This is a genomic window from Bacteroides sp. 1001302B_160321_D4 (assembly GCF_015667765.1).
GTDB classification, from domain to species: domain Bacteria; phylum Bacteroidota; class Bacteroidia; order Bacteroidales; family Bacteroidaceae; genus Bacteroides; species Bacteroides xylanisolvens.
Map to the genome: position 1 here is coordinate 1 of NZ_JADPLO010000015.1, position 16,297 is coordinate 16,297.

A 16,297-nucleotide genomic window follows, 5' to 3' on the forward strand; every position below is an offset into this window, starting at 1 on the left:
TGGGAGAGTTGAACGAAAAAATCAAGAGAAAAGCTCACGTAAAGCAAAGCTTTTCTCTTGATTTTTTAGAAAGAGGAACATTTACTGAATATCCCTACATATATCTGCCATAACAATACTCTTTTCCTATTTAACATTATTTTAGTTTACCAATTCATAATCAACGACCTGAATTTCTACAGGTCCAAGTAGGCCTGAAGATTGTAACGGAGAATTTGCTTTCCACGAATTAATAGTTGTCCATGTCGGACGTTGGTCTTCCAAAAGAGACTGGTCGCCAATTAGACGATTTTGCCAATTATTGACAACTGTTATCTCCAGTTTATTCTCACCCTCCTTTAAAAAGTCTGTCACATTCAAACTATATGGATAAGTCCATACACCTCCTACATAGTGTCCATTCAAAGTTACTTTAGCCATTACCATCACACTGCCCAATTCAAGATACAAATTCTTCTGCGGAAGTTCTTTTAATACAAATTCTGTTTCATATACAGCTTTTCCTGAGAAATACTTAATTTTATTATCATTTACATTTGTCCAATCCTTCAAATGAGACCAAATTACCGCTGCCTCCGGTCCACGTTTACCTGCCTCAAATGTGATCTTCCAAGGGGTATCTATCTTATAAACTGTTGTTTTCTGTGGAAAATTATCTTTCTTTCTTGTTACTTTATTATTCTTGCGAAAAACAATAAAAGCACTTTCATTTCCTTCCAACTCAATCGGTAAAGATGTATAACCTTCTTTACTCTTAAAATCCGGTAAATAGCGAATCTCCCCTGTAACAGGATTCCAATGTTCTGGAGAGAAATCCTGAGATACACGAAATTCTCCGTTGAAAATCACTTTCTCATTATGCTGATTGGACACAAAATAAATTTCCGCATCCGGTAGAGTTCGATGTATAAACAGAACTGGCATATCCTTTTCACACATAAAATCAGGACATATATTCAGTGTATCCAACACATCTTGTAAAACAAGTCCCCGTTGGAACACTCTCCCTTTTCCATAATAATCGTTAGCAAACAATTCTGTACCAGTATGTGAAATCTCCTTATCTGCCTCAGGATAATCAGATAGGCTCGGAGAATATTCAGGAGCATCACCATAAACAGCCAAACCATTGCGTACCAATTCGCTAATCTTTCTCAAAACTTCAGGACGCATTGATTTTTGATTTGGCAATACCAATAAACGATACCTCATTCCATCCGGCAAGGTTAAATAACCATCCTTAACGACAGCTCTCGTTAAAAGAACCTCGGCATTAATAAAGTCAAAAGAATATCCCTTTGGTAATTGAGGGTCTATTGAACCTGTCATTTTGGGAGCATCCTCACCGATAAAATAGGCAACATCCGCCACATAAGTACCTTGCTGCAAAAGGAAATTTGATCTCCGCAGATAGTCTGTAAATAAATCCATCTGACTAAACCAAGTATTTTTCCGATTGAAGTCACTTCCAAACCAAGCACTCATACCAGGATTGCGATCCTCATACGGTTGATGAATATACAGATGAAGCAGTGAAGCATTGATACCTTCTGTAAAGAAACGATCTATCCGCGCTTTCATATTAGCCGGATAATTCGTGAAATTAGGTCCTCCACTGGTACAAGACTCCGCCCAAATACGCTTTTTACCGTAAATATGTCCACAAGAGGAAGCACAACGATTCTCAATTAGTCCCAAATCACCAAAGTTCCAAAATTCACCACTAATCTCATCAGATTGACCGCCATATTGCAAGAATTCTCCCGGAAATCCCCAATGCCCATAATTTTCCAACCAAGTTGTGAGTCCATGTTGATGGCAAATATACCTCAAACCACCTACATAATCATATGAAACAGCATCAGCAATCAAACGACGTAAATCCCAAAGAAAACGCGAAGATATATCCTCATTACCTACCACTTTTCCATATAGAGTTGGTAAATAAGGTAACGGATCGTACCCATAAACCTTCTTAAAACGTTCCAGCATATCATCTGTCCAATTTTGGCTACCCGTTTCATAGCTGTCTTGCACTACTATTTTCAGGCTCTTCCGATCAGCTTCGGGGATACGACGGAGGATTTCACCCATATAAGCATCAAAATGTGCACTAACATGCTTTCTACTCATCTTGTCTACTTCAAGCCCAGTAGCTTCAGGTGTGGCAGGTGTATTTGTCACACCTGTCGTTTTCATTTCCAAACAAGAAATAATCCAATCTCCTTCAGGCACATTCCAAGTCAACATTCCGTCTGACGACAGAAAGGCTGTTAAATCTGTCACCTTATCTTCCAGTATCACAAACCCCTCCGAATCATTATACCAATCTTGGTTAGGCCACATATATGAATTCCATTTTGGATCAGGACGCTGATACATTTTTGCCAAAGATTGTTCAGGATACCGTTCTACCACTTTTGCGGAAGAAAGAGAAACAATGGCCTCAATGTCTCCATAAGAATTAATCGGTTTATCCAACAACAAACGAAAATCTGCAGATTGCGTTGCAGGAAGAGAAATAACAACCGGAGCATTTGTAAAAAAGCCAACAGAACGCATTCCATTGGTGCGATCTATCTCAAATTTCCTGATCGTTTTATAAGTATCATCTACTTTAGCTTGCAATTCCGCTTTGGTCCATACATAATTGTTTGTTGTAAAAGTAAAACTACGAATAGGTTGTGGTTCATCAAGATGCATTTCAAAAACTACGGGTTCATATCCTTTCTGTTGCAGTTTCCATTCTTTTTTAAACACATCACTTTGTGTAGGATAAGCTATAACACGGACCAATTGCATCGAATCCGAATATTCAGGTATCGTATATGAAAGTGTTTGCGAACCTTTCACCATCGTATCGGTAGCTGCCAGATAACGCATACTCTGTTCCGGCTTCACCCACGGTCCTCCCGACTGACTCCACCCAGGACTATTAAACATTCCTATTTCCATATCCAGTTCTGTAGCAGTTTTCAGTGCTACATGTACAACCTCCCACCATTCAGGCGTAAATATTTTCACATCTCCATAAGCATTTCCTCCTATATCAATATTTCCTATGTAAACACGAGTAATCCCTGCCTTTTTCATAGCATACAGATCTTTAACCACTCCCTCTTTTGAGATATTATCTGAAATCCAATACCAATAACATCCCACTCGGATACTATCGGGAATTTCCCGAAAGCCTTTTTCAATAGTTACTATGGAAGGTACATTTTTTACATTCGAGCACGCTGATAAAAAGCAAATCAAAACACACGTAATCATTACTAAAACATTTTTCATGATATCATATTTTTCATTAAACTAGAGAAATATTATGGAAATACAAACACCAATCCTAACTTTTTACCTATATCTATTGAACTTTATACTATGAACGCTTGAAATTTTGGAAACCACTAAAATAGATATTTAAAAAGAATCGTATAAAAATCATAATTAAGCCGATAACAATGCAGGGTGGGGGTTGAGTATATCAATAAAGAAATTCAACTTAGGGGGGCTGGAACGTATTTGGTTCTTAATCAAATTCCGTGCTACTTATTTATGTTCAATAACCTTATTCATGGCTATTCCGGGGTACTTTAAGATGCATATAGCTTGGATAATTTATTTGCTATTTCTAATATGCCGATATCCCTTTATCCATCAACCTTTCAATGAGCTTTACTAGCACGGAATTTGAAGAAGAACCGAATCGTCTTCAGAGGCTGGGATTTCTTCTTATTCATTTCCCGGATTAGAAGATTATCTTTGGACAAATTTATAGTTAAAGTATAAATCTGTCCATTACAATAATATAAAGCTGATTAATAGAAAGATAGAAACTAAATTTCGTCATCTGATTTAACTTTATCCAGTGATAACAATTACTTTTATATATCCATATCTTTCAGAAAAGAGTGCCACCATCAATATCCAACCACAAATACACTTTCTTTTTACTATATACAAAGAAATGGTTGCTTTTATTTGATTATAATAAACCACAGGTATAGAATAATCAAATAAAAACAACCATCCAACAAATCTAAGCTTAATCCTTATAACGATATGCTTTCTAAATGGGAGTGATGTATCTACTTCAAATTAAATAGAAATTCATAATGCCCTGCTTCTACATCAACAGTCTGCTTTTTAATACTCACTTTCTTCTTATTCATCTTACATGAGACAGCATTATTGGGGATGCAAATTGTAGCTGTTGTTCCGGCAGGAACTGTCAATTGAAGGTTCAGCTGGTTATCATCTTCCAACTTCCAATTAACAGCAATTGTGCCATAAGGTGATTCTTTCGTTACTTTTGCCCAGGTCACACCATTCGGAATTTGAGGATCGACATAGAAGTGACGATATCCAGGTTCAGCCTCGTCAAGACGTATTCCTCCTACAGCCTGATAAAACCAAGTACCAATTCCATTGTAACAATTGTGCACACGACTTCGTTCTCCGCTCCAATATTCCCAAGTCGCTGTCGCACCACGATCAATCATATACAGATAACCGGGATAATCACGTTTCTTCATCATTTGATAGAAGAAATCCACTTGTTTATTCCGAACAGCCCATTCAGTCAAAATAGGTACTCCAACCAAACCAACAGCAATATGTCCTTTATGCTTTTCTTCGGTCATCATAACGACATTCTCTTTCACTTTATTATACAAAGAATCAGGTACAACACCTACCAACATAGGATAGCACATATCCAATTGTGAGCCGGTAGAATAGATTCCTTCATCCGCACGGTAGAACGTCTGATGAATCAACTTGTTAAGTTTTTCTTTACGAATAGCAAACTCTTCCGCCTCTTCTTTGTTTCCTAATGTTAAGGCTGTCTTATACATGGTGCTCAAGCATTCGCTGATAAAACAGTTACTTACCAAATCCACTGAAGCCTGATTACCTGCATCTACTCCCATGGGTGCCAGCCAATCGCCCAAATACCAGTCACGGTATTTGGTATCGGGCCAACGTTTCAGCAAACCATCTACTGTATATTTATCAACATACTTAAACCACTCTTTCATTTGAGAATAATATTTCTCAATCAAGCGGGGATCATTATAGTTGACATACGTTCTCCAGGGAGCCTGTACAAAGAATCCGCACCAATACGGACCGCCGCCACCGGCACCCGGATTAGGACCAACATGCGGCAAACTTCCTCCTTCACGCATGGAGTCTCCCCATGTTTGTATCCAGTTTTCAAATGTTGGAGCTACATCGTACATCGTTTGCAAAGACATCGTCGACGAGTTTCCATCACCACCATACCCTGCACGTTCCAAATGTGGACAATCTACCATATATCCACTAAAAGTCAAACATTTCATAGTATACTGAATCATATTATGGATATCATTCAAGTCAGCATCCGAACATTCAAAAGTAGCAGTCTGTTTGTAATCTCCATAAATTTGCAGAGATTTCATAGCACCTGTTTCCGGTTCTTGAGGAAGATTGGAGATGCGCACGTATCGGAAAGCGTGATGATTGAATTTATTTCTGAAGTACTCTCCTTGCTTACCACCAGATATATAGATATCACTTTCACCTTGCTTGTCAAATTCACCGTCTTTCGTCAAATTATCACTATACTCCATGATAACCTCATGCCCTGCCGGCAATATAGGCATTTGCATCTCAAACCATCCGGTCTGAACCTTTCCCATATCTACCAGCCATGTATCATCATCTATTTTTTTTACAGAAACAGCCTGCAAGGTCTGATGTATCTTGTTTACCTCACACATTTGAGGAGAAGCAAAATGATCAGGAACATTCACTTTCACAACAGGAGTCCATTTCATTTTGTCTAAAGCCTGTGTTGAGAGATCTCGCGGAAGAATCCTTCCATCTAGCCTCTCACCTCCAAACTGCAAAGCACGCCAAGTACCTGTATCCGAATAACCACTTTCACGTCCGTTCCATGATTCGTCTGTCTTCGTTACCACTTCCCATTTACCGTTTCTCAACACATCCAGTTCTGCCTTTACCAACGGACCTTCATAAGCAGCTCCGAAAGTAGTCGTTTTATACCAACCTTGTCCCAGCCAGATAAGCAGATCATTTTCTCCTTCTCTTAGATAAGGAGTTACATCATAAGTAACAATCAGTGAACGTTTAGATAAATGTGATACAGCAGGTGTAAGGACATCTTTCCCTACCTTTTTCCCATTGACATAAATTTCGTGATACCCCAACGTATTTACATGCAGGAAAGAAGTCTCCCCTTGAGTCAGCTTCACTTTTTTGCGAAGAATAGGAGCACAAATCTTACCACCCTCAATAGAAGCCCCTATATAATCTCCTTGCATCTGTGATTTATTCAAGATACCAACTCCAAAACGAGCAACTGGACTCCATGATGAAACTTGTTTTTTAGCATCCCAAACACGTACCCGCCAATAGCACAAAGAACGGGAAGTTAAAGCCTTACCCTGATAAGGAACCATAACAGAAACATTGGATTTCAATTTCCCGGTATTCCATAAATCAGCCCTATCCTGCGTCAACAGAATACTATCCGAAGCTACCTGTATCTCATAATAAGTCTGCCCGCCTTTCCAGCCGTTTCCCTTCAACTTCCAACTGAAGTGAGGGGTCACATTATCAATTCCTAGAGGATTAATAAGATTTTCACATTTCAACTCTGACAAATAAAAAGCAGTTGTTTTCTGACTTCCATACACTATCACAGACAGCCAACAGAAACAACAAACTAAACATAATAACCGTTTCATACTATTCATTTTCTATTATTACTCAATTCTTGTCAGCCTCACTTTATGAGTGACAGGTTTATTGATTTTATAAATTGTTTCAACAATAGTCTTCATATAATTGCTCCAAACCTCCCGTATTTCGGGATTCATCGCTTTTATATACCAGTCGTAGCTCATCCTAAGGAAACCATCTTTAGGTAAATATTCCTTCAGTTTATCGATAGCCTTTTGATCATCTGCAAACAGTAATCCTTCCTTTTTCAAGAATGAATATTCGGTCCACAAGTATTCTCTGAAGCGTTTCTCCACTTCAAACCGTTCTTCATTCAGATACATGATTTTCGCAGCTTGTTGATATTGGGGAGTATTCGGGTAATCTGCCAAATTCACTCCATTCGCCAACTTTTCGGATGAGAGATTGTCAATAAACTGATTGTCTATAGTTAACCGATACATTCCTTTCTCTAAGTTTGTTACCTGAAAACGTTCCTGATTAAACTCTTCCATAAATGGAACCAACCGCATTGCACCGCGTTGTGACCTTTTATTTCCCCAGCCACTTCTAGAAATAGAATCCAGCGGATAAGGAAGAGCATACGCCAGATAATCAAAAGTCAGATCAGTTCCGTTCTTTTTTAGTTTTGAAATCTTACAGTTCTTATGGGTTATTACAGATGAATGATATGCATCAATAGATACTGATGACACTTCATCCCCAGCCAGTCCCTGTGCTTTCAGAAACAAATAGGCCATAACCATCTGTCCGTCATTATCCGGATGAATTCTATCTATCCTGCAGAAAGTAAATGTAGAATCTGCCTCCTGCTCTTTTCTGCTTATCTCACGCATCGGTTGGTTAAAATCAACAAAACCCCAGCCATTCTTTTTAGACGATATACGTTGGGCATCTATTATTTTTAAAATAGCGTTATTCTTATTATGCAATATAAAATTATTAAACTTGGAAGTCTCATCATAAGGAGAACCACCAATCAAAACTTTCTTTATTTTATTTTTAGCCAGTAAGCGTTCTTCTATTTCCCGATAGCTTTCCAATGACTTTGCAATCCGTTGTTCTGACAGTTCTTTTGCATTGTCTTTCATGTAAATATCATAACCGGTATCGTTCATACCGAAAGTTAGAGTCACATAAGTTGGTTTCCTGTTGAAAACATCATAGTCCAAACGATCCTTCATATCCCACGCACTCTCTCCACCAATTCCGGCATTCATGATAGTAATCGGTTTATCCGGGAAACGAGTCATGTAATACAGCCAGATAAATGAATGATAATGTCCGCCGTGAGTAATGCTGTTTCCTACAAATACCACACGTTCCCCTTCTTCAAACCGGGGTATTGTTGTTTGTGCCTGTAAGTAATCGCAATTTATATAAACTAAAGATAACAACAAGAGTATTCTCATTTTTAGTCTATTAGCCATTTTCTTTATTCTTTTAATCAAACCATAAAGATAACCGTACAACAATCAATCTACTATATCCAGCTTATTCTTCTCTGCTTTCCCATACTGTTTCACCAATACACTTACGCCTCCTTTCAACAGTTCGGGAGTCGCCTCCATAGTGATAACCTTTTCTTCGCCCGGCATCAACGTCACATAATTATCGGACATAATAATTGGAAGTATTCGTTTTTGCGTAGCCTTATTAACAAGCCTCACCCGATTAGCAAAAGCCACAGTCTCGGAATTGTTCTTTACAGCTATCTTCATCTTTCCGTCAGACATCGATTTATCCACCAATCGGCAAGACAAAGCAACTTCCGGAAGTGTGTTCAGCAATGTATAGTCAAGATCTCTCACGCCATTCCGCCAATAGAAGTTTTCAGAGATTAGATTACCTTTGGCATCTATCAGTTCCAACTTGATAAAATGAAGCGGAGTTAGTTCTTCTATCTCTTTTGGTTTCTCACCGTAGATTTCGAATTCGAACAATGAATATCCAAACTGTGTGGCACGGCTGATGCCTGCCAATTTCACATAACGTGCTGTAACAGGTTCCAATTCAATCTGTTCAGTACCACCTCTTCCATCTTTGTTGGTATAAACGGTTTTCCATTCTTGCGCATCATTCGATACTTGCAGTTCGTATTTCTTAGCACAAGCTGCCTCCCATTTCAAAATAATCTTTTCTATCTTTTCTTCTTTACCAAGATCAATGTATATCCATTGAGGATCACTGTATGCACTTTCCCAACGACTTCCCGCTCCTCCGTCAGTAACCATTGAAGCACTTTTAGAGGCACTTGTTGAAGAAGAAGCTACAGCCTTCTTTCCATAAGCCAGATTGAAAGGATTAAAGTTCAAAGAAAATGCTTCCGCAATGTTGCTGGCTGCCACATCGACCTGTTTTGTCTGTCCGTATGCAGGCACTTCTTTTCCATTCAAGTCGTAAATTGTAGCTTTAGCTATTGCACCTTTCAAGTCCTTTGCTGTAGTATTTATTACTTTTATATTGTTATTGGAAGCATTCCATTGGATATGTAAAGGTTCACAAGCCTTTTTTGCTCCCCAATAAGCACCTGTAGGATCGTAATAATAGTCATAAGTCTGCCATACAAACGAGGGATAAGCCGGATGACTCATCCAGATCAGAAGTCCGGCTGCATCATTCCACATCTTATCGTTCCAAGCCTCATACATACCTTTCATCACTTCGAGATTCAGCATTTGCGCTTTCTCGCAGAACTCTTCCAGTCCGGATGATTCTCCGTACTGTGTGTTCACTGAATTCTTATAATTAACCGGGTTGGCATTAGACGCTTCCTTACCGAAGAAATGTTTGTTCCATACATTATCATCATCATTCTTCAACTGCTCATCGGTAGGCAGAGGCCACCAGTCTTTTTCCGGAATAAACTCTTTGATACTTTCAAATGTCGGGAAAGTGGCTGTTCCTATTTCTGTACGCATACCGTAACCGTGATCAATGCCATAAGGATAAGCCGGTGTATTAAATGCCAGATTACTGCCTGAAGTTTCAAAATGGTGTCTTGGAGGTTGATTTCCCCACCAACCACTTCCGGACAATCCATCCTGATTGGAGCAAGACTTATACATACGGTCATTATTGTCCTCCTTCGCAATCATTTCACGCAGGTAATTATCCAAATCAGGTGCCGGATGCGTTTCATTTGCTCCACACCAAATAGCAATGGAAGGATGGTTTCTAAGGCGTCTGACTTTATCAAGAGCATTCGCTTTAAATGCTTCCGGTTGCGCCACGTCATTGTATGCTACATATAACCAGAAATCATTCCATACCATAATTCCATATTTATCACAATAATCATAAAACTCATCATCAGTAACACAACCGGTCCATAGACGGATCATATTGTAGTTCATTTCCTTATGAAGTCTGATTTTCGTTTCATACTCTTTACCCTGGCAGCGAAGCAGATATTCGCTCATTCCCCAGTTTCCACCTTTCAGATAGATCTTCTGTCCGTTGATAAAGAATGTAAGAACAGGATATCCCACTACATTATCGACCATTTTATACTCATACTTCTTGATACCGAATGTCATTTCTTTTACATCCGACACTTTTCCATCTACAGAACAAGTCAGCTTACAAGTATAGAGATTGGGATCACCATAACCATTCGGCCACCAAAGTTTCGGATGGTCAACAACCAATTGAGCTACGTCATCTTTGTTAATAGATAGTCTGGCTGTTGTTCCTCCTTCTACCCGAATGTCTTTAGAGAAAGAAATATTCCCCGGCTGAATCACTCCGGATACAACGACTTCTTTTGGGGAAGAAGAAGCATTTCTAATATCTGTTGAGACAGAAAGCTCTGCTTTCTGCAAGGTCGGTAACTCTGAACGCACCCAAGGATCTTCCATCACTACATCTCCCGTTACCACAAGATAAGCATTGCCTGTGATACCAGCCAGACGTCCCGGTACGTATGGCATCCAGTCCCAACCGGCACCAGCCAGATAACTGGGGCTACATGCAACTCCATACGGGTCTTTAGCCTTACGCGTCTTTTTCTGATCGGCATCGGTAATCAGAACAGCTATCACATTCTTACCAGACTTCTTTACCAGATTGGTCACATCAAACTTCGAACGTAACATGTGACCGCTTACATCTTTAGTAGATGTTTTTGTTCCTGATATCTTCTCGCCATTAAAATAGAAATCGGCAAAGCGGTTCGTATTGTCGAAGTGAAGCCATACCCGCTTCCCCTCCGAATAAGAAGACGGGAGTTCGAATTCCGTACGATACCAGAAAGGACGGTTATAAAACGTTTCGTCTACTTTATAAATATTATCGGCATAATTAGGATCAGGAACGATTCCTGCTTCAACATAAGCAGTAAAAACAGTTCCGGGTACAACCCCTTTTACATAATCGGACATTTTAAATTCCGGAGTAGAAATCTGCTCTCCGGTTATGTTCTCTAAATCTGCCTGGGGTTTCACTTCCCAGATAACCCGAGGATTAGAGCTATTCAAAGACATTCTAGTACTCTGCTCGGCGCAGCCTGTCTGAATAAGAACAAATATGACCAATACAATGAAAAGTCCAAGTCTATTTATCATACTATCAAAACTTTAAAGTAACAATTAGTTAAAAAAGATATTATTAATCAGACTCCCCACTCAACATTCGGTTTATCGCCCATAAACAGTTCTAATGTACCTCCAGCTGCAATGTCCGCAAAGTCAAGATAACATTTATTGTATTCCCGACCGTTCAACAAAGCCTTTTGTATATAGACGTTATTTATACTATTATTATGAGCTATCACCGTGAATTTCTTCCCGGTATAATAATTGGGATCAAGACTGAACTCTATTTTATCAAATACCGGACTTGTAATCTCCATACGTGTATTACCCGGACAAGAAGGATGAATACCGGAAGCAGCCAACACATACCATGCCGACATTTGACCGACGTCTTCATTACCAACAATACCTTCTACTTTATTAGCATACGCTTTTTCACAAATATAACGTGTCCACTTCTGGGTATGCCAAGGTACAGCAAGCTGATTAAAGAGGAAAGGAGCAAAATGCACCGGTTCGTTAGCATGATTGTAGTATTCATTCCACAACATATTGGAAGGAGTCTTACTGAAAAAATAAATCAGATCTTCAATTACTTTCTCTTTACCGCCCATCAATTCCACCATTCCCGAAACATCATGAGGCACGAACCAACCTTGTTGATAAGAATTTGCTTCTATACAGCCATACCATTCTTTAAGACGTGCATTCTCTGGCCATGCTACCCATGAGCCATCTGCTTTACGAGGACGGAACCAACCTTTCTCTTGATCAAAAATATGATGATATGCCTGGCCTTTTTCGTAAAAAAGTCTAGCATCCTCGTCTTTTCCCATGGCCTGTGCCATTTGAGATACACACCAGTCTGTGTAAGCATATTCCAAAGTTGTCGAAATACTTAATGGTTCCGGTATATAACCTAATGAATCATTACCAAAATGCCGTGAAGTATTAACGGCATACCGATAAGCTTTCTCTGCATCATACGTACGAATTCCCTTTACATAAGCATCCGCCAAAACAGACAAGGCGGGATTTCCCAACATACAACCGGAATAGGAATTTAGAAATTCCCAACGTTCGTAATATTCACGTCCGCTCTGCTCTGCCATTGAAATCAATGAATTCAATTCATCGCTCACCAGACATGGGTTAATTATAGTCTGCAAAGGAAACTGGCTGCGAAATACATCCCATCCACTAAAAATAGTACGCTTTGTAAAAGCACTGTCCGTTGTATGTATTTTATAATCACCTCCTACATAACGACCATCCACATCAGTATAAATACGAGGATCAATCATTGTATGATACATAGCAGTATAAAAAATAGTTTTTTCATCTTCCGTACCACCAGATATCCGAATACGACTAAGTTCTTTATTCCACAAATCCGTAGCTTCCTTCTTTACCTGCTCTAAATCTTTAGAAGCTATTTCCTGTTTGAAATTATTAGCAGCTCCTTCCATATCAACGAAAGAGATACCCACTTTCATCTCTACAGTCTCCCCTTCTTTTGTAGGAAACTCTGTAAAAAAGCCCAAATGCTTACCTTCCAATTCTTTCTTATCTTTGATGACCGGAGCTTGTGAAACACGAGTCAAATAAGGAATACTAACCACTTCATCACGTTTCCGAACCCAACTTTCAGGAATATCCGCACTCCAGAAACCATAATCTGCCAAAGGTTTACTGAATTGAGCATAATAATAGACAGTATAATCGGCTTTTCCTTCACCATTCCCCCATCCACCACCATCAGGTGTACACTTCATCCAACCTTGAATGGTATGTTCATCTACAACCTTAATATATTGGGAAGTAGATGTTCCTCCCACTCTACGCGCTAAATCAATCTGAATACGAGACCGCTTATTAGAAGGATAAGTAAAACGTAAAATTCCACAATGCGGCGTTGCGCTACTTTCCACTTTTATACGGTAATCAGTCAACTCAACCGAATAATATCCTGCCTTGGCTGTCTCAGTCACTTTGTTATAAACTGAACGATATCCCTTTATACTATCATTATTTTCTTTCCCTGCTACTTTATATAATTCACCTGTTGTAGGCATTACCAAGAAATTTCCTAAATCGCCGAACCAGCCCACACCACTCATCTGTGTAAAGGCAAAGCCTTCAATCGTATTATGTTCATCACTATATCCAGAACCATTATCTCCTCCTGTGATGGTATTTGGACTAACTTGTACCATACCATAAGGAGTGGTAGCTCCCGGAAAAGTTTTACCTAATCCATGATATACACCCGCAGCCCCTACACTGGTACTGGCGCCAATAAACGGATTTACATAATCAGTCGGGATCAAATCTTCCGATACTGTACTGGTGGACGAACATCCCGTCATCCAGCATAAAAAGCAAACAAATAAAAGATTAGCAGTCGCTTTATACATAACAATATAATAAATTTAAATCAAACTCAGAACGAAAGTTCTAACACCGAAACGAGGCATCGAGATCATCATATCCGATTTTCCCGCACATGTTTTTATATTCTTTTTTTCGACACATTTTCCATTTAAATCCACCTCTTCCACACCGGACAATGGCATGTCAAAAGTAACCTTCTGTAATTTCTCGTTCCCTTCCGAATTAAACAGGCGTAATACGATCTTTCCATTTTCCAGATAAACAGCACTTACCTGATAACCGGTATTTTGTAAATTAATAAACGACTTTGATTCCGGTTTTGCCACCGAATAACAAGAAGATAATAAAGGTTCATTCCAACAATCACTGCTGTTTGCTACTGATGCCTTATCCCATTTACCCCGATGAGGCATAATCGCATATTTCATTTTTAAAGGACCGGTAATTTTATAATCAGGTCCCCAAAGTCCCCCACCCGAATATTGAGCTGTCAGCCCGAGCGGAAAGTCTTCTCCATAGGAATAAGAAGTTGTATGATCAGAAAATAAAGCCAATGCATAATCGCCTTTCTGTTCAGCTAAATCGACCCAATTGAGTATAATATTATGTTTGATTTGATCCCAAGAATTGAAAAAAGTATTATCGAGTGTACTTTCACACACATCGAATGGTGCATTCTTATAAATACGAGGAGAACGAAGATCGGCCGGAAACAATACATTCAATTTAAAACGATCATCACAAAAAGCTCTGCGATTACCACTCCAATGATTTTCTTTATACTCACCAATACCTACATTCTTCTTCCAATCAACCGTCAATTCAAAATCAATCCGTTTCACCCCCTTTGAAAGGGTTATTAACTGTGTAAATGGGTGAGAAGCAATCTCTCCCTCTATCTTTACTTTTTTCTCATATATGTTATCCCTCAATATAGTCAATCTGGCTGGAGCTTCTGTTGAGGAACGGAACTTACCCTCTTCATAAAAGAAACCTCTCAACTCTCCTAAAAAATACTCACCTGTTTTACGTGCAAATTCTTTATTCCCCTCTTTTTTAGCAATCAGGCTTTTGATAACTCCTCCCTTCGATAAGTCAAAAACAACCTTATACATGTCATTCTCAATCACGTATTCCTGCTCATTAACCTTCTTACTTTCTGAAACCTTTTCGCTTCCTGCAACGATCTTTTTACCTACTTCTTTCTTTTTTATACAATACGTGGAGTATCCGAAGGGAGGAATCTCTGCTTCAAAAAACAATCTTTTCTTTTCTCCTTCACTTTCTACAAAACAAGCTATCTCTTTACCTTTCCAATCACAAATAACAAAATCTGAATTCTCAGACTCTAAAGAAAGAAGAACACTCACCGGTTCTTTCCTTTCCACTCCTAAAGTGTTAAAAAGACGTACCCATTGCTGGTTAATGTCACCTTGCTGCGAGCCTGACAAATCATCAAAGTTTTGTATGGACGCTTCTATGATTCTATCAGAAATTCGATTCGTATCATCCGTCCATCGTTTAATCTGATCAGCCCATGTACCTTGTCTATTCAATCCGTTATAGGGCACAATCCAAGAATCATGATGCTGTGCCATCATTAAAGTACGCCATGCCTCATCCATATCTGCCTTCAAACAAGTATACCCATTCTTCAGATGAGCCATAACAGACATTTTCTCTGCCATGATAATCCTGTTTTCAGAAGTACGAACTTCCTGCGCTATCTTCTGTAATACTTGGCTACCCCACATCAGGTTTACGCGTATATCTTCCTGTGAGAAATGCCAATCATCATCAGTTTTTCCGATGGAGATATTCTCTATATAATCCCTCCATCTTATATATATAGAATTATTTTTTGTGTTCTTTCCACTTCCGATCCACGGACCGTTTTTCCATCCGGCATCCTGAAAACACATGCCAACCGGATGCTTGATCCCCGCTTCACGACAAGCCGTCAAATATGCTTCTGAATTCCCCCAAGCTGTTGTCTGCCATGTTGAGTTCTTTTCCAGTCGTTCACAAGCGTAACGAGGAACCGTCAAAATAGAAGTCCCGTCTGTCCCTATCCAATTAACCAGTTCGCCGCCATACGCAGCAGTATACCCTCCCCAACAAGTATTAGGGCACTTTAAGACAGCATATTTAAAACCGAATTGTTTAAGAATCTGTGGTAAACAACTCGTAAAACAAGGCTCTTCTACAGAATAAGTAACAAAATCAACTTCCGGAAAATGTGCATTGGTCTTGGTTATACCATATTGAAACTGCCGAATGATGCTCTCTCCTGAAATATTATAGCAATAAGGTTGTGCATAAGTAGGATTCGTAAATTCTACTTGCCGACTTGCCACGAGCTTTTTAAATTGTTGATAAGCTTCAGGAGTTTGTACATAAACAGTATCCCAGGTTTCCGGTTCTATCTCCAAACAAATCCGCCAATCCGGATGCATAGATAGCTGGTCTACTATAAATTGAGTTTTCCACTTCACCGGGTAATGCCCATATATTCCACCATGATACCCATCAACAAAATAAGCTTGTTGTGCACGAACATTACTATAAAAGAAAACTGCTAGTAATATGATATAAAATTGATTCATGGTATTCCAAAA

General features: G+C 39.1%; 6 protein-coding genes. All 6 read right to left on the bottom strand.

The window, feature by feature from the left end; genetic code table 11:
- Positions 1-141 precede the first annotated feature (141 nt).
- Positions 142-3,291: a glycosyl hydrolase gene (locus KFO40_RS08065; protein ID WP_178287254.1), complete on the bottom strand. Its 3,150-nt coding sequence runs from the start codon at positions 3,289-3,291 to the stop codon at positions 142-144.
- A 797-nt stretch (positions 3,292-4,088) separates the two neighbouring features.
- Positions 4,089-6,764 (bottom strand): family 78 glycoside hydrolase catalytic domain, encoded by a 2,676-nt coding sequence (locus KFO40_RS08070; RefSeq protein WP_195436643.1) that lies wholly within the window; start codon positions 6,762-6,764, stop codon positions 4,089-4,091.
- A gap of 9 nt (positions 6,765-6,773) precedes the next feature.
- Positions 6,774-8,180 (bottom strand): SGNH/GDSL hydrolase family protein, encoded by a 1,407-nt coding sequence (locus KFO40_RS08075; RefSeq protein WP_195651448.1) that lies wholly within the window; start codon positions 8,178-8,180, stop codon positions 6,774-6,776.
- Positions 8,181-8,225: 45 nt separating this feature from the next.
- Positions 8,226-11,315 (bottom strand): discoidin domain-containing protein, encoded by a 3,090-nt coding sequence (locus tag KFO40_RS08080; protein WP_195651449.1) that lies wholly within the window; start codon positions 11,313-11,315, stop codon positions 8,226-8,228.
- Positions 11,316-11,362: 47 nt separating this feature from the next.
- Positions 11,363-13,702, bottom strand: a complete 2,340-nt coding sequence (locus KFO40_RS08085) for a GH92 family glycosyl hydrolase (RefSeq protein WP_211146246.1) — start codon at positions 13,700-13,702, stop codon at positions 11,363-11,365.
- A gap of 15 nt (positions 13,703-13,717) precedes the next feature.
- Positions 13,718-16,285 (bottom strand): glycoside hydrolase family 38 C-terminal domain-containing protein, encoded by a 2,568-nt coding sequence (locus KFO40_RS08090; RefSeq protein WP_015532361.1) that lies wholly within the window; start codon positions 16,283-16,285, stop codon positions 13,718-13,720.
- Positions 16,286-16,297 lie beyond the last annotated feature (12 nt).

Excerpts from the sequence above, each read along its gene's own strand:
- KFO40_RS08065 (WP_178287254.1), bottom strand. The coding sequence starts at position 3,291 with ATGAAAAATGTTTTAGTAATGATTACGTGTGTTTTGATTTGCTTTTTA.
- KFO40_RS08070 (WP_195436643.1), bottom strand. The coding sequence starts at position 6,764 with ATGAATAGTATGAAACGGTTATTATGTTTAGTTTGTTGTTTCTGTTGG.
- KFO40_RS08075 (WP_195651448.1), bottom strand. The coding sequence starts at position 8,180 with ATGGCTAATAGACTAAAAATGAGAATACTCTTGTTGTTATCTTTAGTT.
- KFO40_RS08080 (WP_195651449.1), bottom strand. The coding sequence starts at position 11,315 with ATGATAAATAGACTTGGACTTTTCATTGTATTGGTCATATTTGTTCTT.
- KFO40_RS08085 (WP_211146246.1), bottom strand. The coding sequence starts at position 13,702 with ATGTATAAAGCGACTGCTAATCTTTTATTTGTTTGCTTTTTATGCTGG.
- KFO40_RS08090 (WP_015532361.1), bottom strand. The coding sequence starts at position 16,285 with ATGAATCAATTTTATATCATATTACTAGCAGTTTTCTTTTATAGTAAT.